Consider the following 16,210-nt stretch of genomic DNA (forward strand, 5'->3'; position numbering starts at 1 on the left):
TTCTTAACCGCGATACATTTCCGTTATAATAAAAGAAACAGGCAGTTTAGAAGTCTTTGCGATCGCGAAGTTTTAGATGTTGCCTACTACTTTTCGAAATCGGCGGTGAAACTTTTGAAATATAAAGTGTTGAAATGGCTGAGTTATGCGTCTTGCTTGATTATGCTATTAGTCTCGTTCAACGGTGTAGTCGTGACCCGAACAGGCTCAGGTCTGGAATGTGGACGTGAATTCCCGCTTTGTCACGGTAAATTCGTGCCGGGAACCACGATCGGTTCATTGATCGAGTATACGCACCGTTTAACAGCAGGGATTGCAGGCATAATCGCTTTGGTTACTTTGGTTGCTTTTTTAATCTGGGCACGTAAACGTCGCGATTTTCAAATTTATGCGGCAATCATGGCATTTTTCGTAATCGTGCAAGCGGTGATGGGCGCATTGGCAGTCGTATTCTCGCAATCCGCTCCAATTATGGCGCTGCATTTCGGATTTGCTTTGATCGCGTTCGCGAGTGCGCTGGTGTTGGCATTGTCGGTTCGGCGAGCCGGGAATTTGGAGCGGTATCAAGCGCCGCCGGAGACTCAGCGGGTCAGCAAGCGTACACGGAATCTGACGATTTTCTCGGCAGTATTCACCTATGTAGTTGTCTACACCGGGGCACTCGTAAGTCATACCGAATTGGCAAAAGCTTCGGTCGCTCTGCATATCGCATCGGCGCTTTTACTTTTACTCGTATTGATGGTTGGGCATATGGCAATTCGCAACTACAGTCATATCCCGGATATTCGCAAACTTGGCATTATCGTGATCGTGTTGATGATTGCTTTACCGCTTAGCGGTGTATTGAACTTGGTCGTATTGGGTAGCGAATATTATATGTTCGCACCGATGCTCCATACGTTGATTACCGATTTCTTGTTCGCATTCTTATGCTTTATGAGTATCCGAACTTGGGAGCTAAGCCGTCTTCCGGCTGGTGAATCCAAATCTGCACGCGTGAACAAGCCGGCACAGGCTTAACTTCATTCTCAGTAAAATAAGGCTCGACCAGAAGAAGTCTTCGAGAGAAGGCTTCTTTTTTTGCGTCATACCTTTACAAACCGTGTGAAACTGAATATACTGGGTTAAGGATTTAGGTTACATCCATTTTTACTTTTTTAAATACCAAGCTTTCCAATGAGATATATAAGATTTTTCTTATCGAGAGAGGCGGAGGGATAGGCCCGATGAAGCCCGGCAACCGATTCTGCATACGAACATCGTAAAGATGACGCGTATCAGGATGTCATGGTGCTAATTCCTACAGGATCAGATTCAGGATTCTGGCAGATGAGAAGGCGCTTTTCGCGAATAATGCGAGCCCTTTTTGTCAAACCAAAAAGGGCTCTTTTTGATTTCCATTTTAATTTAGCTAACCTATTGTATTCACATCGGTCGGACAAACTCCGATAGAAAGGAATACGATCAACCTATAGCTTTAAAGCATCAACGCGGAGCACGAACAAGGCGATGTATTCAAAAAAAGCTCGGCGGAGTAGGAGGAAGTATGCAGTGATCACGATTAAAAATTTAGTCAAAACATACGGAACAGGCACCAAAGCCATGACCGCATTAAAAGGCATCAATCTTGAAATTGCAAAAGGTGAAATTTTCGGTGTAATCGGTCATTCCGGTGCCGGTAAAAGTACACTGATCCGTTGCATCAATATGCTGGAGCAGCCGACAAGCGGCGAAGTCGTAATCGGTAAGACCGATATGACCAAGCTCAGCAAAAACCAACTTCAAGAACAACGTCGCCGAATCGGAATGATCTTTCAACATTTCAATCTGCTTTCGTCGGCCACCGTATATGAAAATATTGCGTTTCCGTTAAGGCTTGTTCGAACTCCCAAAGCGGAAGTCGATCGCAAAGTAAAAGAAATGCTGGAACTTGTCGGTCTGACCGAACATGCCAAAAAACATCCGGCGCAATTGTCGGGCGGGCAAAAACAAAGAGTCGGCATCGCTAGAGCGCTTGCTACTGATCCCGATGTCCTGCTGTGCGACGAAGCGACATCGGCGCTCGATCCGCAGACGACAGATTCGATCTTGCGTCTGCTGCTCGATATCAATCGCAAACTGGGCTTGACGATTGTGCTGATTACGCATGAAATGCACGTGATCCAGAGCATTTGTGATAAGGTAGCCGTCATTCAAGGCGGAGTTATTGTCGAAGAAGGACCTGTAATCGAAGTCTTCTTAAAACCGCAGCAACCGGTAACGCGCGATTTTATCAATCGGGAATCCGAAAATGCGAGCGCGTTAGAAGAAGCGATTCGTTCGACCACGGCGGTATCGGCGCGCACGGTAAAAGTAACGTTTATCGGCGATCTGACCTATCAATCGATTTTGTCGCAAACGGTCAAAGAAACAGGCGTAGACTTCGCGATCTTGCAAGGTACGATCTCGCGCATCAAAGAAACGCCTTATGGGCAGTTGATTGTTCGATTCGAAGGCGACTCCGCTGATATTGTTCGGACATTAGAACGATTGACCGAGCAGCGGTTGGAAGTGGAGGAACTGGGCGCATGAATAAAGAACTCGATTTTTCGCAAGTGAATTGGACGGAGTTTGGCAAAGCGACGAACGCTACGCTTCAAATGTTGGGTTACTCCAGTCTGTTTACGTTACTTTTGGGGCTTCCGATCGGAATCATTTTGTTTTTGACCGCACGTTCGTCATCTGTAGGCGCGCGTACCGTTTATAGCATATTGGCATTTGTCGTCAATCTTTTACGTTCTGTACCGTTTATCATTTTGATTATCGCGTTATTGCCGTTCACGAAATTTATCGTGGATACGCAAATCGGAGTACGCGGAATGATTCCGCCGCTTGTGATCGGTGCAGCACCGTTCTTCGCTCGTCTGGTCGAAACTTCGCTGCGTGAAGTCGATCGCGGCGTGATCGAAGCGGCTCAATCGATGGGCGCTTCCACGCGGCAGATCGTTTTCCGGGTCATTTTGCCCGAAGCGTTGCCAGGTCTTATCGCCGGCTTCACGATCACGATCATTACGCTGATCTCGTATACCGCAATGTCGGGTCTGGTTGGCGGCGGCGGTCTTGGGCAACTGGCAGTCAGCTACGGCTATAATCGTTACGAGACATCCGTTATGTTAGTCGCGTTAGTCATTATCGTGATTATGGTGCAGATCATTCAGATGATCGGTGATCGTCTGGTGACTCATTTTACCCGCAAGTAAGATTCAAGTTCGATCGATATGCAGTCGTTTCTATTTGTTTCAAACAAAGGGCGACTTTATATACAACAAAGGCTTTCGAGCCATACAAAAAAAGGGGCGAACACACATGAAAAAATGGTCTTTCGCAGTACTCACTTTGGCATTGTTACTTTTGCTGGCAGCTTGCGGCAATAACACCACGACAACGAACACCGCAACTACAGGATCGACAGATACAGAGGCACCTGCAACATCGACTGAACCCGTAACGTTGAAAGTTGGCGCATCGCCGGTTCCGCACGCTGAAATCTTGGAACACATCAAACCGGCTTTGGAAAAAGAAGGCGTGAACTTGGAAATCGTGGAGTTCACAGACTACATTTTGCCTAACACGCAGTTGAACGAAAAAGAACTGGACGCAAACTTCTTCCAACACCAACCTTACCTGGATGATCAAAACTCCAAACAAGGAACAGACTTGGTTGGCGTAGCGAAAGTACACGTTGAACCTTTCGGCGCTTACTCGCAAAAAGTAAAATCGGTAGACGAATTGCAAGATGGCGCAAAAGTAGCAATTCCTAACGATCCGACTAACGGCGGACGCGCACTGCTGCTGCTTGAAAAAGAAGGTCTGATCAAGCTTAAAGAAGGCGCAGGAATCACAGCAACTGTAGGCGATATCGAAGAAAACAAGAAAAACTTGGAATTCATCGAAATCGAAGCAGCAGCTCTTCCTCGTCAACTTGGCGAAGTGGATTTGGCGCTGATCAACACAAACTATGCACTCGAAGCAGGTCTTGTTCCAACAAAAGACGCTCTGTTTATCGAAGATGCAGATTCACCGTATGCAAACTTGCTCGTAACTCGTCAAGACAACAAAGATTCCGATGCAATCAAAAAATTGGTAGCGGCTTTGAACTCTGACGATACGAAAAAGTTTATCGAAGAGAAATACGAAGGCGCAATCGTTCCGGCATTCTAAGCCGTCGATGTAAGATCCAAAAGCCCTGCTTCCCATCATTGGGAAACAGGGCTTTTTATTGTTCAAATGATACAATTCATCTATAGGCAACAAAAAACGGCATACGCATTAGCGGACACCGTTTTATTCATACAAACTTAGAAGACTTGGATAACTTCGTTTACGCCTTCAACTTCTTCGAACAGTGCGCGTTCGATACCGGCTTTCAGTGTGATTGTCGAACTTGGGCAACTGCCGCAAGCGCCAACCAACTTCAGTTTCACGATACCGTCTTCTACGTCAACCAGTTCCACGTCGCCGCCGTCACGTTGCAAGAAAGGACGCAATTTGTCCAATACATCCAATACTTCATCATACATGTCGAGTTGTGTATTTTCAGCCATTATAGTCAGCTCCTCTCAAATGTTTGAAGCGTATAGTCAAAACGTCTTAACCACTTCGGAGAATTTTTGCAAAACTCTCTATTGTATTATAATATAAATGGAATCAAATTTAAAGAACCATTCCACGTTAATCGTCATACGAATGAGAATAAACAAGAATAGGTGAGAACAGATGATTAGACCCATAATCGAGTTCTGTGCCAGCAACATGCACCACGGCACCCAAGAACTTTTTAATAAGCTAGAAAAGAATCCCGAATACGACGTTATCGAATACGGCTGCCTCGGCAATTGTATCGAATGCGACTACGGCCCTTACGCCATGGTAAACGGCGATGTCGTTGAAGCCGAAACGATCGAACAATTAGAGCAAGCCATCGACGCTAAAATGAACGAAGAAGACCCTTGGGACGCTTTGAATTTAGATTAAAATAATCGATGTTTTCCTCAAGAAGTAATTTTGTTCACCCCATAGCAAAAAAGAAGCCGTACTTGGTTCAAGTACGGCTTCTTTGCGTAGTAAAAAGAAAAAGTTAAGCATCCGCATAGCGTAGGGGAACTTCATGTAGAAGCGTCAGCGTTCGCCTTTGCTTTCGGGAAATTCCCTTAGCCTAATCCAATCCAATTTCCCGAAAGCAACAAGCGATCGAAATGAAGCTCCCCCGAAGCGTTAACGCCGCAGAACTTTTAATACTGGATTTTACTTCGGCTAATTTAGCTAAGCTAACCCAAGTTATGCTTCGACATCCATAAGACGCCGCTTTTCAACAAACGCGGCACCCGACCTGTAATCGACGTATCCCCGATCACATTCAGACCAAAGCCCGCTTTTTGCCCCAGCGAACCGAGCATCCCTTTGAGCTTAATCGGCTTAAGCTTCGGCGTTTCGTCTTTCCAAAAAGCAAGAAGGACATGAGCGATCTGCTCGCCTTGCGATTCGGCAGCTTGGGCGCTTGGTGCAAATTCAAGACTTGCACAGTCGCCGCATACGAAGATTTCAGGATGATCCGGAACTTGCGAATATTCGTTGATCACGACGCGACCTGAGCGGTCTTTCGTCACATTGAGATTCTGCACGACTTCAACCGGTTGAATCCCGGCTGTCCAGACTACAGCGTCAGAGTGCATCAGTTCGTCGCCGTTATAGAGAGCATCTTCTTCTACGCGGCTGATCGATACTTTATGGCACACTTCAACGTCGTGCTTTTTGAACCAATCTTGCACGTATCTCGAAATTCGAGGTTGGTACGAAGACAGCAGGCGATCGCCACGATCCAGTAACGTGATTTTAAGATCATGGCGACTTTCGCGCAGTTCTGCTGCAAGCTCGATCCCGCTCAGGCCTCCGCCTACGATATGCACATGCGCCGAAGGTTTTAAGCTGCTGAGTTTATCGTTCGTACGGCGCGAAGCATTCAGCGATTGAATACTATACGTAAATTCTTCCGCTCCGGGTACGCCGTGATAATTATCGGTACAACCGAGTGCGATGACGAGCTGATCGTAAGAGACGGGTTCGTCGTTTTGTAGCAATACTTGTTTGTTTTCCACATCGATTTTTTCTACCGTTCCGAAATGCTTGTTCATACGCGGATGGTCAGGGAACGAAATCCGTAGATGATGATCGGCTGCCGTACCTGCCGCAAGTGCATAATACTCTGTTTTAAGTCCCATGTAAGGCTGACGATCGATCAACGTCACATTCACGTCGGAAGGAAGCTTTTCAAGAAGTCCGTCTAGGATCGTTAGGCCACCGTAGCCTCCTCCGAGAATAACGAGATTTTTCATTTGCAGTTCTCCTTGTGAGTGGAATGGTAGAGTGAAACAAGCCGTTACTCGTAAACTTCGATCTCGTTGTAGAACGTATCGCGTTCTACCGGAGTGCGACCTGCTCCTTTGATCAGCCAGATCAACTCTTTGCGTGTCAATCCTTCCGGCGTAACCGCACCAGCCGCGTGACTGATCCGTTCTTTGACAATCGTACCGTGAGCATCGGATGCTCCGAATGTCAAAGCCATTTGCGTCAACTGTGTACCGATGTTAATAAAGTAAGCTTTAATATGATCGATGTTGTCGAGCATCAAACGGCTGATCGCGATCGTTTTCAAATCTTCGTAAGCCGAGTTACGGCGCATAATGCTAGCATTGCGGCTTTTTGGCTGCATGGAAAGCGGGATAAAGACCATGAATCCGTTTGTTTCGTCTTGAAGCTCGCGGATTTGAATCATATGGTTGATGCGGTCTTCGTGGCTTTCGATCGAACCGTACAGCATCGTGGTGTGGGTGCGCATACCGAGTTTGTGAGCGGTACGGTGTACTTCCAGATAACGGTCTACATTGGCTTTGTTAACGCGCATTTTTTGACGATATTCGTCGGACAAGATTTCCGCGCCGCCGCCTGTCAGCGATTGAAGCCCTGCAGCTTGCAAAGCTTTCAGCACTTCTTCGATTGACAGACCGCTGATACGCGTGAAGAAATCGATTTCTGCTGCGGTATAAGCTTTGATCGTCACTTCCGGGAAGTGTTTGTTCAAAGCCGCAAGAGAATCTACATAATATTGGAACGGTACATGGTTATTGTGACCGCCTACGATATGGAACTCGCGTACGCCCGGCGTAATATTTTCTTCGACGTAACGAACCATTTCTTCGCCGCTCAGCGTGTACGATCCTTCTTCGCCTTGGTCTTTACGGAAGTTGCAGAACGCACAATGCGCTTCGCAAACGTTGGTAAAGTACAGACTCATATTTTCGATAAAGTAGACTTTTTTACCGTTTTTACGCAGGTTGGCTTCGTTCGCCAATTGTCCGATCGTCAAAATATCTTCGCTCTGATATAAATAAACGCCGTCTTCCAAGCTCAAACGTTGACCGTTATGAACCTTTTCTGCGATTTCCGCCATACGTTTATCCATAGTTGGATTAATAATTGTGGACATAAATAAGAACCTCCTTGTAGATCCCGAGCATGAAGCGAGAAGCTCCGAACGGGCAGACCGGATTAAACCGGAAAAATGGGCAAGCAAAAAAACAAAGCCGCATATCGCGGCGCTATCTTAGCGAGAACGACTAAACGTTTCGCACAAGGTGTGAAAAAAATTACATCGAGTAGCCTAAGCAAACTACAGCTGTACCTATTTATAAGGTCAAAACGTAGAAGTTGAAAACCTAGGCACGCTTTTTTTGTCGAAATTCCGAAAATTTAAAACATCATTCTCTTTCATTATAAACCTACTCGTTGAACGGAGCAATATCAGTTTGATATGTAAATATAACCATAAAGTTAAAATCGTATTCAAAACTCGTTTAGGTGTAAGAAGTACGCTTAAATGCTTGAGTCGTTGGAAAGAGAGGCGTATAATGAAGAAAGATAAGCGTAAAGGAGGAAAAACCATGATTGAAATCACGGAAGCTGCTTCTTCACGGATTAAAAACATGTTAGAGCAGCAAGAAACGCCGGGAATGTTTCTTCGACTAGGTGTAGCTAGCGGCGGTTGTAGCGGTTTTTCATACGCGATGGGCTTTGATAATGAAGAGTCCGATGCGGACGACGTATATATGAATGTAGAAGATATCAAGGTTGTTGTAGCGAAAGACGATCTGAAGTATCTGAACGGTTTGCAAGTGGACTTTGAAGAATCCGGTATGAGCGGAGGCTTTACCATTTTCAATCCGAATGCAGTAGCCACTTGTGGTTGTGGATCTTCGTTCCGAACTCGGGAAGAAGACGAAGTGTTAGCGCAACCTTGCGACTGATCGAATGTACAAGGCTTTCGGCTTGGATAGCATTTCCGGGCTGAAAGCTTTTTTTATCGGATAAGCTTGCTGGGTTTCAGTTGATGATCTGAGGAGGAGTCACGTATGAAGTCGGTTTCCGTAGAAAATGTGGTCAAAGCACTCAAGTTAGAAGTTTTATCGGGAGCCGATCGGCTTGACCGTGAAATCACTCGTTCCAAAGCGCATCGCCCGGGGCTTGAGTTTGTCGGTTATTTTGATTATTTTCCGATGAATCGGGTGCAGGTGTTAGGGCGTAAAGAAATTACGTATCTCCTTCAACAAACTGTGGAAGAACGCAGATTACATATCGGCAATATCGTGAAATACCATCCGCCTTGTTTTATCGTAACCACGGGGCAACAAGAAATTCCGTTTCTTGAAATGTACTGCGAGCAAGAAGGAATTCCGCTGCTGCGTACTGCTGATAAAACTACCGAGTTTTTGACGAAGCTGGACGGTTATTTGTTAAAAGCTTTGGCTCCGGAAATGTCGATTCACGGCGTATGTATCAACGTATCGGGGATCGGCGTGTTACTGCGCGGGCGTTCGGGGATCGGCAAAAGCGAAACGGCGCATACGCTGATCGGACGCGGGCATCGGTTTGTCGCGGACGACGTGGTTGTTCTAAAAAAGCTAGGTCCTTCTACGTTATTGGGGACTCATAATACGATTACTCGCGAATTTTTGGCGCTGCGGAGTATCGGTCTGATTAATGTGGTGCGGCAGTATGGACGGACGGCTTTCCAAGACGAGACGCGTATTGTTCTGGATATCGAATTGACGCCGTGGGATGACAAAGCGCTCAATAACGATCTGGAAGTCGCGGATCAGTTTACCGAATATCTCGGGGTGAAGATTCCGCATATCGAAATTCAGCTTCAACCGGGACGCGATACGTCGGGCTTGATCGAAGCGGCAGCGAATAATTGGTATTTGAAGCAGCTTGGGTATAGTGCGGCGGAGGAGTTTATGGGGAGGCTGGAAGAGGAGATGCCGGAGTAGGCTGGAGCTGAAATGGGCGGGCTGGACGCTGGAGGGGAGCGGGAGCGGGAGGATTCTGCCTGGGCGCTCGGACTCGTTTTCCTACGGAAAGCCGAAAGTCGCTTCCATGCAGAATCCTCCCGCTCGCGGCACGTCCTCTTCAATGTGGTAGGTTAGATTAAAAGATAAAGAACGATAAAAAAAGGCTGCCTTCGCGGATGCGAATAGAGCAGCTTTTTTTGGGTTGGGAAGACTTATGAGCGATTATTCATTTTGGAAGTTCTTTTTGATGAAAAAGAAGATATTTTTCTTCGAGAAGTTTAAAATCACAAGATAAATTCACAAAAAACTTTTCTTTTTTCTCAACTACTCTTTTATATAAACGTTCAGCTTGTTCAGTTATTTTTGTTTCATTCGATAAAATAAATTGATATTGTTTTTGGAGTAACGTCGCATACTTTTTCTCCTCATTCGCAAATATGATTTTTTCCATTTCGGTTGGCAAGACAGGAACCATATTATTGATGTGAATGAGCCCTAATTTATCATTTTCGTTGGTACGACTATGAAGTTTGAAGATTGTATCATTTTTTTTGTACTTATCTTGAGATGTTTTGTATGAAGATAAAGGTGCAAAATAATTATGTAATCCGATACGAACAACAATACCGATATAAGCTCTTGTCCCATTGTAATTATCTTGCACTTTAGAATCGAAATTTTTTAAATAATTTACGTAGTCACTGTTCAATCTGTAAAAATTCATTGAAATTCTCCTATAAAAAAAAGAGATAGCATTCAAGCTATCTCTTTTTCGCACTTATGGCAGCGGGCTCCAATGTTTTCGTTCACCTTTAATGGGAGCGAGACCCCAACTATTTCGTTCGCCCTTTATGGTGGCGAAACACCAATGATTCTATCCAAATTATAACTTATTTTTAGAGATCTCTCAAGATTTTTTGAAGACTAGCCTAGCAAGGTGCGGTCGTCTGCCATTTTTTTGCCGCTTATGCGTTCGAATTCGCTCATCAGGCGTTCGACGGTCAAGGTCTTTTTGTCGGCTTCGCCGATGTCGAGGATGATTCTGCCTTTGTCCATCATGACAAGGCGGTTGCCGAGTCGGATCGCTTGTTCCATATTATGCGTAACCATCAAAGTGGTTAAGTTCATATCGCGTACGATCTCGTCGGTTAACGACGTAATCAATTCGGCGCGAGAAGGGTCGAGCGCGGCGGTGTGCTCGTCGAGCAGCAGAATTTGAGGGCGAGTGAATGTTGCCATCAACAGACTGAGCGCTTGGCGTTCGCCGCCGGATAACAAGCCGACTTTGGCGTTTAAGCGATTTTCCAGACCGATCCCGAGGCGGCTCAGTTCGGCTTGGAAAATTTTGCGACGGGCGCTGCTGACGCCGAAAGAGAAGCCCCGGCGTTTACCTCGTAGATAAGCCATCGCCAAATTTTCTTCGATCGTCATTCGAGGTGCGGTGCCTGCCATCGGATCTTGGAAGACGCGACCGATCCAGCGGCTGCGGCGATGTTCCGGTAACGCGGTTACGGAGCGGTCGCCGATCTTGATATCGCCGGTATCCGGCTTCATGACACCCGAGATCATATTCATCAAAGTCGATTTGCCGGCGCCGTTGCTGCCGATCACCGTAACGAAATCGCCGGGATTCAATTGAAGTTCAATGCCGATCAGCGCGATCTTTTCGTCGATTGTACCGGAGTTGAACAACTTGGATACATTAGAGACATGTAGCATCAGCGTTCACCTCCCGGAGTCGATTCGAACGATTTGAGTAGTTCGGCAGAACGTTTTTTAGCAGCGCTACGTTGTTTGAGTGCGCCTCGTACAGTTGGGAAGACGAGCGCCACAATGACGATGATCGCTGTAATCAGTTTCAAGTCAGAAGTCTCGAAGCCGTCGATTTGCAGCGCAAGCGAGATCACGATTCGGTATACGATCGAGCCGAGAATAACTGCCAGCGTTGCACGGAATACCGTTTTGGCACCGAACAGCGCTTCGCCGATAATAACGGAAGCGAGACCGATAACGATCATGCCGATCCCGGACGTTGCGTCAGCGAAAGACGATTGCTGCGCGATAAAAGCACCCGATAACGCAACCAGACCATTTGAAAGGCTGATTCCGAGAATCGTCGTGTTATCGGTATTGGCACCAAAGCTACGGATCATACGTTTGTTATCGCCCGTTGCTCGCAGAGACAGACCTAAATCCGTTTTCATGAAAGCATCCAAAGCGAATTTGAAAATCAATACGACGATGATCATAAAAGGAATCGGAGGGAACGCGCTGAGTACCGTTTTTTCACCCATGATCGATACGTTAGGCATCCCTAAAATTCGCAGATTGATCGAATAGAGCGCAATCATCATTAAAATACCGGAGAGCAGACCGTTAATTTTACCCTTGGTATGAAGTAGCCCTGTACAAGCGCCTGCAATCATCCCTGCCGCAATAGCTGCCAAAGAAGATAACCACGGCGAGACGCCGTGCGAGATCATCACAGCTGCGGTAGCGGCGCCTGTAGTGAAGCTTCCGTCTACCGTCAAATCGGGGAAATCAAGAATACGAAACGTGATATAAACGCCGAGCGCCATCAAAGCGTAAAGAAGACCCAGATAAATGGCGCCGGGCAGCGAACCGACAAAGTTTTCGAACATAGATGACGCCTCCTGTAGAAGATGAAAAATGATTTTCAGTGACCGGTAAAAAAGAAAACGGGATGAAGCACATGCTCATCCCGTTTCTTTTCGCCTACTGTATCGTGTAGTTAAAGGTTACTGAATGATATTGTTTTCTTGATCTTTAACTTTGCTTTTCATTTCGTCGGTGACGGTGATTCCTTGAGCTTCAGCTGCTTTAAGATTCATGATCAGATCCAGTTTTTCTTGCATCGCAACCGGAAGGTCAGCAGGTTTTTTGCCGTCTTTCAAAATTTGAACCGCCATTTCGCCAGCTTGGTAGCCGTGGTCGTAGTATTTGAATCCGACCGTCGCGAACGCGCCTTTTTCTACCGTATCCCGATCGCTGGAGAAGAACGGAATTTTGTTGTCGTTCGCGATTTGGATGATGGTATCCACAGCACTGACAACGGTATTATCGAGCGTGATATACAGCGCATCGACTTTGCCGACCAGCGATTGAGCTGCTTGCTGCACTTCGGAGGTGTTCGTTGCAGCCGCTTTGACAAGCTTGATACCGTGTGCGCTGAATTCTTGTTCGGCGCGATCTGCCATCACAACTGCGTTCGGTTCGCCTTCGTTCAAGACAAGACCGACCGTTTTGATATCTGGCATTTCTTCGGCGATAAAGTCTGCTAATTCTTTGATTGCTTCTGGATTTGTATCGGAAGCTCCAGTTACGTTAGCGCCCGGTTTGTCCATACTTGCTACGATTTTTGCACTGACTGGATCAGTTACAGCAGCGAATACGACCGGTGTTTCTTTGACTTGCGCCGCTACGGCTTGAGCAGAAGGTGTGGCAATCGCGAATACGAGATCGTTTTTCGCGCCAGCAAGCTTTTGTGCGATCGATAGGTTGTTGGTTGAATCACCTTGTGCGTTATTGTAATCGAGCGTCAAATTTTCACCTTCGACGATTCCTGCATCTTTGAGTGCAGCAACGAAACCTTCGCGCGTCGCATCCAATGACGGATGCTCAACGATTTGCGAGATCGCGACTTTGTACGTTTTGGCATCTGTATTTGCCGCAGCGTCTCCGTCTGTAGCTCCTGTATTGCTTGAAGAAGTGCTGGAGTTGCAACCAGCTAGAGCAGCGATCGATAATGTAAGGACAAGCGGTAACCATTTCTTTTTTGACATTGTGTAGAACCCCTCTCTATTCTTCTTAGATCCAATCCATACGGAGCGCGATCTGTCCATCTGGCGAAGACTACCGTGATCCGAAACAAATCGCAAAGCTTATCCCTTAGCCTTTTAATTGAAGACCGCGAAACCGCATTGTAGCTTTCGTGCGAGAAAGTGACAAAGCGTGTAATGGTGAAAAATAACCGGCGAATGTTTTCTCCTATCTTACGTTGCCCATTTACCGTCAGTCAATCCACAATTGTATCTTTTGGCAAATAAAAAACGATTCGTCCTCGAAATCGATGTTGATTTCGACAAGACGAATCGTTTTTTTGTGGCTAATCGCTCAAAAGCGACGGAAGCCACCGGCCATTCCTGCTCCATACCGATCCACCATACTAACAAGCAGCAAGATGGCGGCTACCCAATGACCGAACATGCCTACAACCGGGACAGATACGAGGACGCAAGTGACAAGACCTGCGACCGATCCATAAAACGATTGCCGGTGCTGCAACGACAAAACAAGGGTAACCACATGCAGAACGAACATAATCACGGAAATGCCCCAACCGCTTCCCATGACGACCATTCCACCGAGCAGAGGCAAGCCGAGCATTAACTCGAACAGACCGCTGATTCCTTTGAATGTGCGTGCGAGCACCATAAGATACTCCCCCAGATTCCTTATGTGTTGAAATATGTGTTTAAAAATGAATACAACGTACAATACCCATGCCAGTAAAGCTTGAAACAAGAAATTTCAAATTTGACTTTTTCAGCAAAAGGTAATCGTTAAAAACCGGTCCATTTTATATCGTACAGTTGCCATTCTATCCATGCGATAATCGCTAAATGGGCAGGATAGAAAAAGCGCCAAAGCCAGCGCGGCAAACGAACTTCTGTTTTGGCATCCGGCGAGGTTGAACGAATCCCTGCGATAAATAATGTCGTAACAAGGCTGTACATTTGTGTAACGCCACCGAAAGAGATTAAGTTCCAGATATTTAATGCGAAATGACCGCCTACCATTCCCCACATATTCGGTATGTAACGATAAATTAAAACAAGCAAAACTCCGTAAGTTCCGTAATCAAATGCCAAAGCTTGCATCGGGAAGTAAGTCAAAATCACAAGAAGGATACCTATAGTCCATTGCATCGCTTTGTTTTTTTCGAAATAATCGATCGCCATAACGATCAGCAATGAAACGAATAACGTACCGATTACATTGATACCCAATGTTAAAAAGGCGAAAGAGAACGGAATCTGCGACAATAGCGCAAGCCCGAACAATCGCCCTGCATAACGTTTTTTACTGCGCGTCCGATGATAACCGACCACTAACAGATAACAATAAATCGGAAAAGCGATTCGTCCTACAATACGCATCCAGCGTTCTTCATAGAAGAACACGGCGCCCAAGTGGTCGATTAACATCGTAATCATGGCGATCAACTGCATATCGTCAAAAGCCCCTTTCGCCTTTTATAGGAATTTATCTTGCAAACTCCACCATGTTAAAGTCAGACAAACGATCAGGAACACGGCAAAAGCGATCACAGGACCAAAACGTTTTTCTTTCCAGAATTTAATACCGAGCATCACCATAAAAGCAGCGATCATTAACAAAATCACGATTTCCGCGATTGAAATCACGAGATATAAACCGCTTGCGAATTTTTCCACGGGGGTTCCTCCTTGTTTATAGTCAAAAAGCTATTAGAACGATCACATTTTGCTCTCATCATACCATGACTGGTCTAACCAGAGGCAAGTGACAAGTCTGTGTATAAAGTTATCCCCAAATCCACAGCGCTACGATAGACTTTTTCTACAATTATACCCACACTGTACACAAGTTGCGCACAGAGAACGGTGGATAAAGCACTTTTTCAAGCCAGACAAAAAGCCTGTTAGACCGGGCATTACAGCGCCGATGTGCATAACAGGCTTAATTTTGAACATTTATGTCTATTCTGTGGATATTTCTTCCCGTTTAGCGCTTCATATTGCTGCTATGTCCAGGAGAAAGTTTTGCATCCGGGTCAAAGTAGACTTTAGCGTTGTTGACAGCGGTTGGCGCTTCACCGAATCCAACGGCGATCAGTTTCAATTTACCGGGATACGTCGTAACGTCTCCGGCTGCGAAGATGCCCGGAATATTGGTTTCCATACGCGTATCGACGACGATCGAATGGTTTTGAATCTCGATGCCCCATTCCGAGATCGGACCGAGCGAAGAAACGAATCCGAAGTTAACGATCACATCATCGACTTCAATTTCTTGCGTTTCGCCTGTTTTGACGTGAGAAAGAACCACGCGCTCGATCTTGTCTTCGCCGATCAGTTCCGTAATTTCAGTAGGCGTTACGATATTGACTTTGGAAGCAAGCAAATTCTCGACGCTATGTTCATGGGCACGGAATTTGTCGCGGCGATGGATCAACGTAACTTGTTCAGCAATCGGCTCCAGCATAAGTGCCCAATCGACCGCAGAATCGCCGCCGCCGCTCAGCAGTACTTTGCGTCCTGCGAACTGGCTGAGGTCACTGATAAAGTAGTGGAGATTTTGACCTTCAAAACGTTCAGCGCCTTCCAGCGTCAGACGACGAGGTTCGAATGCGCCTACGCCAGCGGTAATGATCACGGATTTTGCATAATGAACGCCTTTATCGGTAGTCACTTTGAAGCGTTGCTCGTCTTCTTTGTCGACACCGATTACTTTTTCTTCAAGGCAGATATCCTGCTCGAAATGATTCATTTGTTCGACAAGCTGGTTAACCAATTCTTGTGCGGTTACTTTTGGAAAACCGGCAACGTCGTAAATGTATTTTTCGGGATAAAGAGCAGCCAGTTGTCCGCCGAGCTGAGGCATACTTTCGATCAGCTTCACGGATGCTTGACGCATACCCCCGTAAAAAGCAGCGAATAATCCGGCTGGACCGCCACCAATAATCAAAATATCAGCGATCTGTTCGCCGTTTTGAATCTCTGTCACTGAATAAGCACCTCCGAAGATAAGAATCATTATCAATC

The 16,210-nt window shown here is 46.1% G+C and carries 18 protein-coding genes and 1 riboswitch; of the genes, 7 read left to right on the top strand and 11 right to left on the bottom strand.

What is annotated here, in order from left to right; all coding sequences use genetic code 11:
- Nucleotides 1–114: 114 nt before the first annotated feature.
- The 4 genes from NOM90_RS16970 to NOM90_RS16985 all read left to right on the top strand — a co-directional run bounded on the left by NOM90_RS16970 (nt 115) and on the right by NOM90_RS16985 (nt 4,200).
- Nucleotides 115–1,020, top strand: coding sequence for a COX15/CtaA family protein (locus NOM90_RS16970; RefSeq protein ID WP_255943676.1), 906 nt, complete (start codon nt 115–117; stop codon nt 1,018–1,020).
- 174 nt (nt 1,021–1,194) lie between these two features.
- Nucleotides 1,195–1,336, top strand: a riboswitch (SAM riboswitch).
- Nucleotides 1,337–1,551: 215 nt separating this feature from the next.
- The gene (locus NOM90_RS16975; protein ID WP_255943677.1) at nt 1,552–2,571 is read left to right on the top strand and encodes a methionine ABC transporter ATP-binding protein; all 1,020 of its coding nucleotides are present in this window, start codon (nt 1,552–1,554) and stop codon (nt 2,569–2,571) included.
- Nucleotides 2,568–3,239: a methionine ABC transporter permease gene (locus NOM90_RS16980; protein WP_255943678.1), complete on the top strand. Its 672-nt coding sequence runs from the start codon at nt 2,568–2,570 to the stop codon at nt 3,237–3,239. Before NOM90_RS16975 ends, NOM90_RS16980 begins: the two co-directional genes overlap by 4 nt.
- Before the next feature lie 106 nt (nt 3,240–3,345).
- Nucleotides 3,346–4,200: a MetQ/NlpA family ABC transporter substrate-binding protein gene (locus tag NOM90_RS16985; RefSeq protein ID WP_255943679.1), complete on the top strand. Its 855-nt coding sequence runs from the start codon at nt 3,346–3,348 to the stop codon at nt 4,198–4,200.
- Between the two features lie 137 nt (nt 4,201–4,337).
- On the opposite strand, the gene NOM90_RS16990 is transcribed toward NOM90_RS16985, so the two are convergent.
- Nucleotides 4,338–4,583 (bottom strand): NifU family protein, encoded by a 246-nt coding sequence (locus NOM90_RS16990; RefSeq protein ID WP_255943680.1) that lies wholly within the window; start codon nt 4,581–4,583, stop codon nt 4,338–4,340.
- A gap of 172 nt (nt 4,584–4,755) precedes the next feature.
- Between NOM90_RS16990 and NOM90_RS16995 the strand changes: the two genes are divergently transcribed.
- Nucleotides 4,756–5,013 carry a YuzB family protein gene (locus NOM90_RS16995; RefSeq protein ID WP_255943681.1) on the top strand — a complete coding sequence of 86 codons (258 nt, stop codon included), beginning with the start codon at nt 4,756–4,758 and terminating at the stop codon, nt 5,011–5,013.
- Nucleotides 5,014–5,306: 293 nt separating this feature from the next.
- Here the strand turns inward: NOM90_RS16995 and NOM90_RS17000 are convergent, their stop codons facing one another.
- Both NOM90_RS17000 and mqnE read right to left on the bottom strand, forming a co-directional pair.
- Nucleotides 5,307–6,371, bottom strand: a complete 1,065-nt coding sequence (locus NOM90_RS17000; protein WP_255943684.1) for an NAD(P)/FAD-dependent oxidoreductase — start codon at nt 6,369–6,371, stop codon at nt 5,307–5,309.
- Between the two features lie 44 nt (nt 6,372–6,415).
- Nucleotides 6,416–7,522 (bottom strand): aminofutalosine synthase MqnE, encoded by a 1,107-nt coding sequence (gene mqnE, locus NOM90_RS17005; RefSeq protein ID WP_255943685.1) that lies wholly within the window; start codon nt 7,520–7,522, stop codon nt 6,416–6,418.
- A 454-nt stretch (nt 7,523–7,976) separates the two neighbouring features.
- Here mqnE and NOM90_RS17010 point away from each other — a divergent pair, with 454 nt between their 5' ends.
- The gene (locus tag NOM90_RS17010) at nt 7,977–8,339 is read left to right on the top strand and encodes a HesB/IscA family protein (protein WP_255943686.1); all 363 of its coding nucleotides are present in this window, start codon (nt 7,977–7,979) and stop codon (nt 8,337–8,339) included.
- A gap of 105 nt (nt 8,340–8,444) precedes the next feature.
- Nucleotides 8,445–9,362: an HPr(Ser) kinase/phosphatase gene (gene hprK, locus NOM90_RS17015; protein ID WP_255943687.1), complete on the top strand. Its 918-nt coding sequence runs from the start codon at nt 8,445–8,447 to the stop codon at nt 9,360–9,362.
- A 247-nt stretch (nt 9,363–9,609) separates the two neighbouring features.
- Here the strand turns inward: hprK and NOM90_RS17020 are convergent, their stop codons facing one another.
- The 8 genes from NOM90_RS17020 to NOM90_RS17055 all read right to left on the bottom strand — a co-directional run bounded on the left by NOM90_RS17020 (nt 9,610) and on the right by NOM90_RS17055 (nt 16,172).
- Nucleotides 9,610–10,107 carry a type III toxin-antitoxin system ToxN/AbiQ family toxin gene (locus NOM90_RS17020; RefSeq protein ID WP_255943688.1) on the bottom strand — a complete coding sequence of 166 codons (498 nt, stop codon included), beginning with the start codon at nt 10,105–10,107 and terminating at the stop codon, nt 9,610–9,612.
- Between the two features lie 200 nt (nt 10,108–10,307).
- Complete coding sequence (locus tag NOM90_RS17025; RefSeq protein WP_255943689.1) at nt 10,308–11,102, bottom strand: ABC transporter ATP-binding protein; 795 nt, start codon at nt 11,100–11,102, stop codon at nt 10,308–10,310.
- Complete coding sequence (locus NOM90_RS17030; RefSeq protein WP_255943690.1) at nt 11,102–12,025, bottom strand: ABC transporter permease; 924 nt, start codon at nt 12,023–12,025, stop codon at nt 11,102–11,104. Before NOM90_RS17030 ends, NOM90_RS17025 begins: the two co-directional genes overlap by 1 nt.
- A 117-nt stretch (nt 12,026–12,142) precedes the next feature.
- Nucleotides 12,143–13,186 (bottom strand): ABC transporter substrate-binding protein, encoded by a 1,044-nt coding sequence (locus tag NOM90_RS17035; protein WP_255943691.1) that lies wholly within the window; start codon nt 13,184–13,186, stop codon nt 12,143–12,145.
- A 331-nt stretch (nt 13,187–13,517) separates the two neighbouring features.
- A complete protein-coding gene (locus NOM90_RS17040) occupies nt 13,518–13,838 on the bottom strand; it encodes a hypothetical protein (protein ID WP_255943693.1) in 321 nt (106 codons plus the stop codon).
- Between the two features lie 128 nt (nt 13,839–13,966).
- On the bottom strand, nt 13,967–14,635 hold the full coding sequence (locus tag NOM90_RS17045) for a TraX family protein (RefSeq protein WP_255943694.1): 669 nt from the start codon (nt 14,633–14,635) through the stop codon (nt 13,967–13,969).
- 24 nt (nt 14,636–14,659) lie between these two features.
- On the bottom strand, nt 14,660–14,860 hold the full coding sequence (locus NOM90_RS17050; RefSeq protein WP_255943696.1) for a hypothetical protein: 201 nt from the start codon (nt 14,858–14,860) through the stop codon (nt 14,660–14,662).
- A 310-nt stretch (nt 14,861–15,170) separates the two neighbouring features.
- The gene (locus NOM90_RS17055) at nt 15,171–16,172 is read right to left on the bottom strand and encodes an NAD(P)/FAD-dependent oxidoreductase (protein ID WP_370866642.1); all 1,002 of its coding nucleotides are present in this window, start codon (nt 16,170–16,172) and stop codon (nt 15,171–15,173) included.
- Between the last annotated feature and the right edge of the window lie 38 nt (nt 16,173–16,210).

This window comes from Saccharibacillus sp. JS10, from assembly GCF_024436065.1.
In the GTDB taxonomy this organism is placed as follows: domain Bacteria; phylum Bacillota; class Bacilli; order Paenibacillales; family Paenibacillaceae; genus Saccharibacillus.

What these genes read in the sequence shown, in the direction of transcription:
- NOM90_RS16985 (WP_255943679.1), top strand. Translation starts at nt 3,346, where the DNA reads ATGAAAAAATGGTCTTTCGCAGTACTCACTTTGGCATTGTTACTTTTG.
- NOM90_RS16995 (WP_255943681.1), top strand. Translation starts at nt 4,756, where the DNA reads ATGATTAGACCCATAATCGAGTTCTGTGCCAGCAACATGCACCACGGC.
- mqnE (WP_255943685.1), bottom strand. Translation starts at nt 7,522, where the DNA reads ATGTCCACAATTATTAATCCAACTATGGATAAACGTATGGCGGAAATC.
- NOM90_RS17000 (WP_255943684.1), bottom strand. Translation starts at nt 6,371, where the DNA reads ATGAAAAATCTCGTTATTCTCGGAGGAGGCTACGGTGGCCTAACGATC.
- NOM90_RS17035 (WP_255943691.1), bottom strand. Translation starts at nt 13,186, where the DNA reads ATGTCAAAAAAGAAATGGTTACCGCTTGTCCTTACATTATCGATCGCT.
- NOM90_RS17040 (WP_255943693.1), bottom strand. Translation starts at nt 13,838, where the DNA reads ATGGTGCTCGCACGCACATTCAAAGGAATCAGCGGTCTGTTCGAGTTA.
- NOM90_RS17020 (WP_255943688.1), bottom strand. Translation starts at nt 10,107, where the DNA reads ATGAATTTTTACAGATTGAACAGTGACTACGTAAATTATTTAAAAAAT.
- NOM90_RS17025 (WP_255943689.1), bottom strand. Translation starts at nt 11,102, where the DNA reads ATGCTACATGTCTCTAATGTATCCAAGTTGTTCAACTCCGGTACAATC.
- NOM90_RS16990 (WP_255943680.1), bottom strand. Translation starts at nt 4,583, where the DNA reads ATGGCTGAAAATACACAACTCGACATGTATGATGAAGTATTGGATGTA.
- NOM90_RS17010 (WP_255943686.1), top strand. Translation starts at nt 7,977, where the DNA reads ATGATTGAAATCACGGAAGCTGCTTCTTCACGGATTAAAAACATGTTA.
- hprK (WP_255943687.1), top strand. Translation starts at nt 8,445, where the DNA reads ATGAAGTCGGTTTCCGTAGAAAATGTGGTCAAAGCACTCAAGTTAGAA.
- NOM90_RS17045 (WP_255943694.1), bottom strand. Translation starts at nt 14,635, where the DNA reads ATGCAGTTGATCGCCATGATTACGATGTTAATCGACCACTTGGGCGCC.
- NOM90_RS17030 (WP_255943690.1), bottom strand. Translation starts at nt 12,025, where the DNA reads ATGTTCGAAAACTTTGTCGGTTCGCTGCCCGGCGCCATTTATCTGGGT.
- NOM90_RS16980 (WP_255943678.1), top strand. Translation starts at nt 2,568, where the DNA reads ATGAATAAAGAACTCGATTTTTCGCAAGTGAATTGGACGGAGTTTGGC.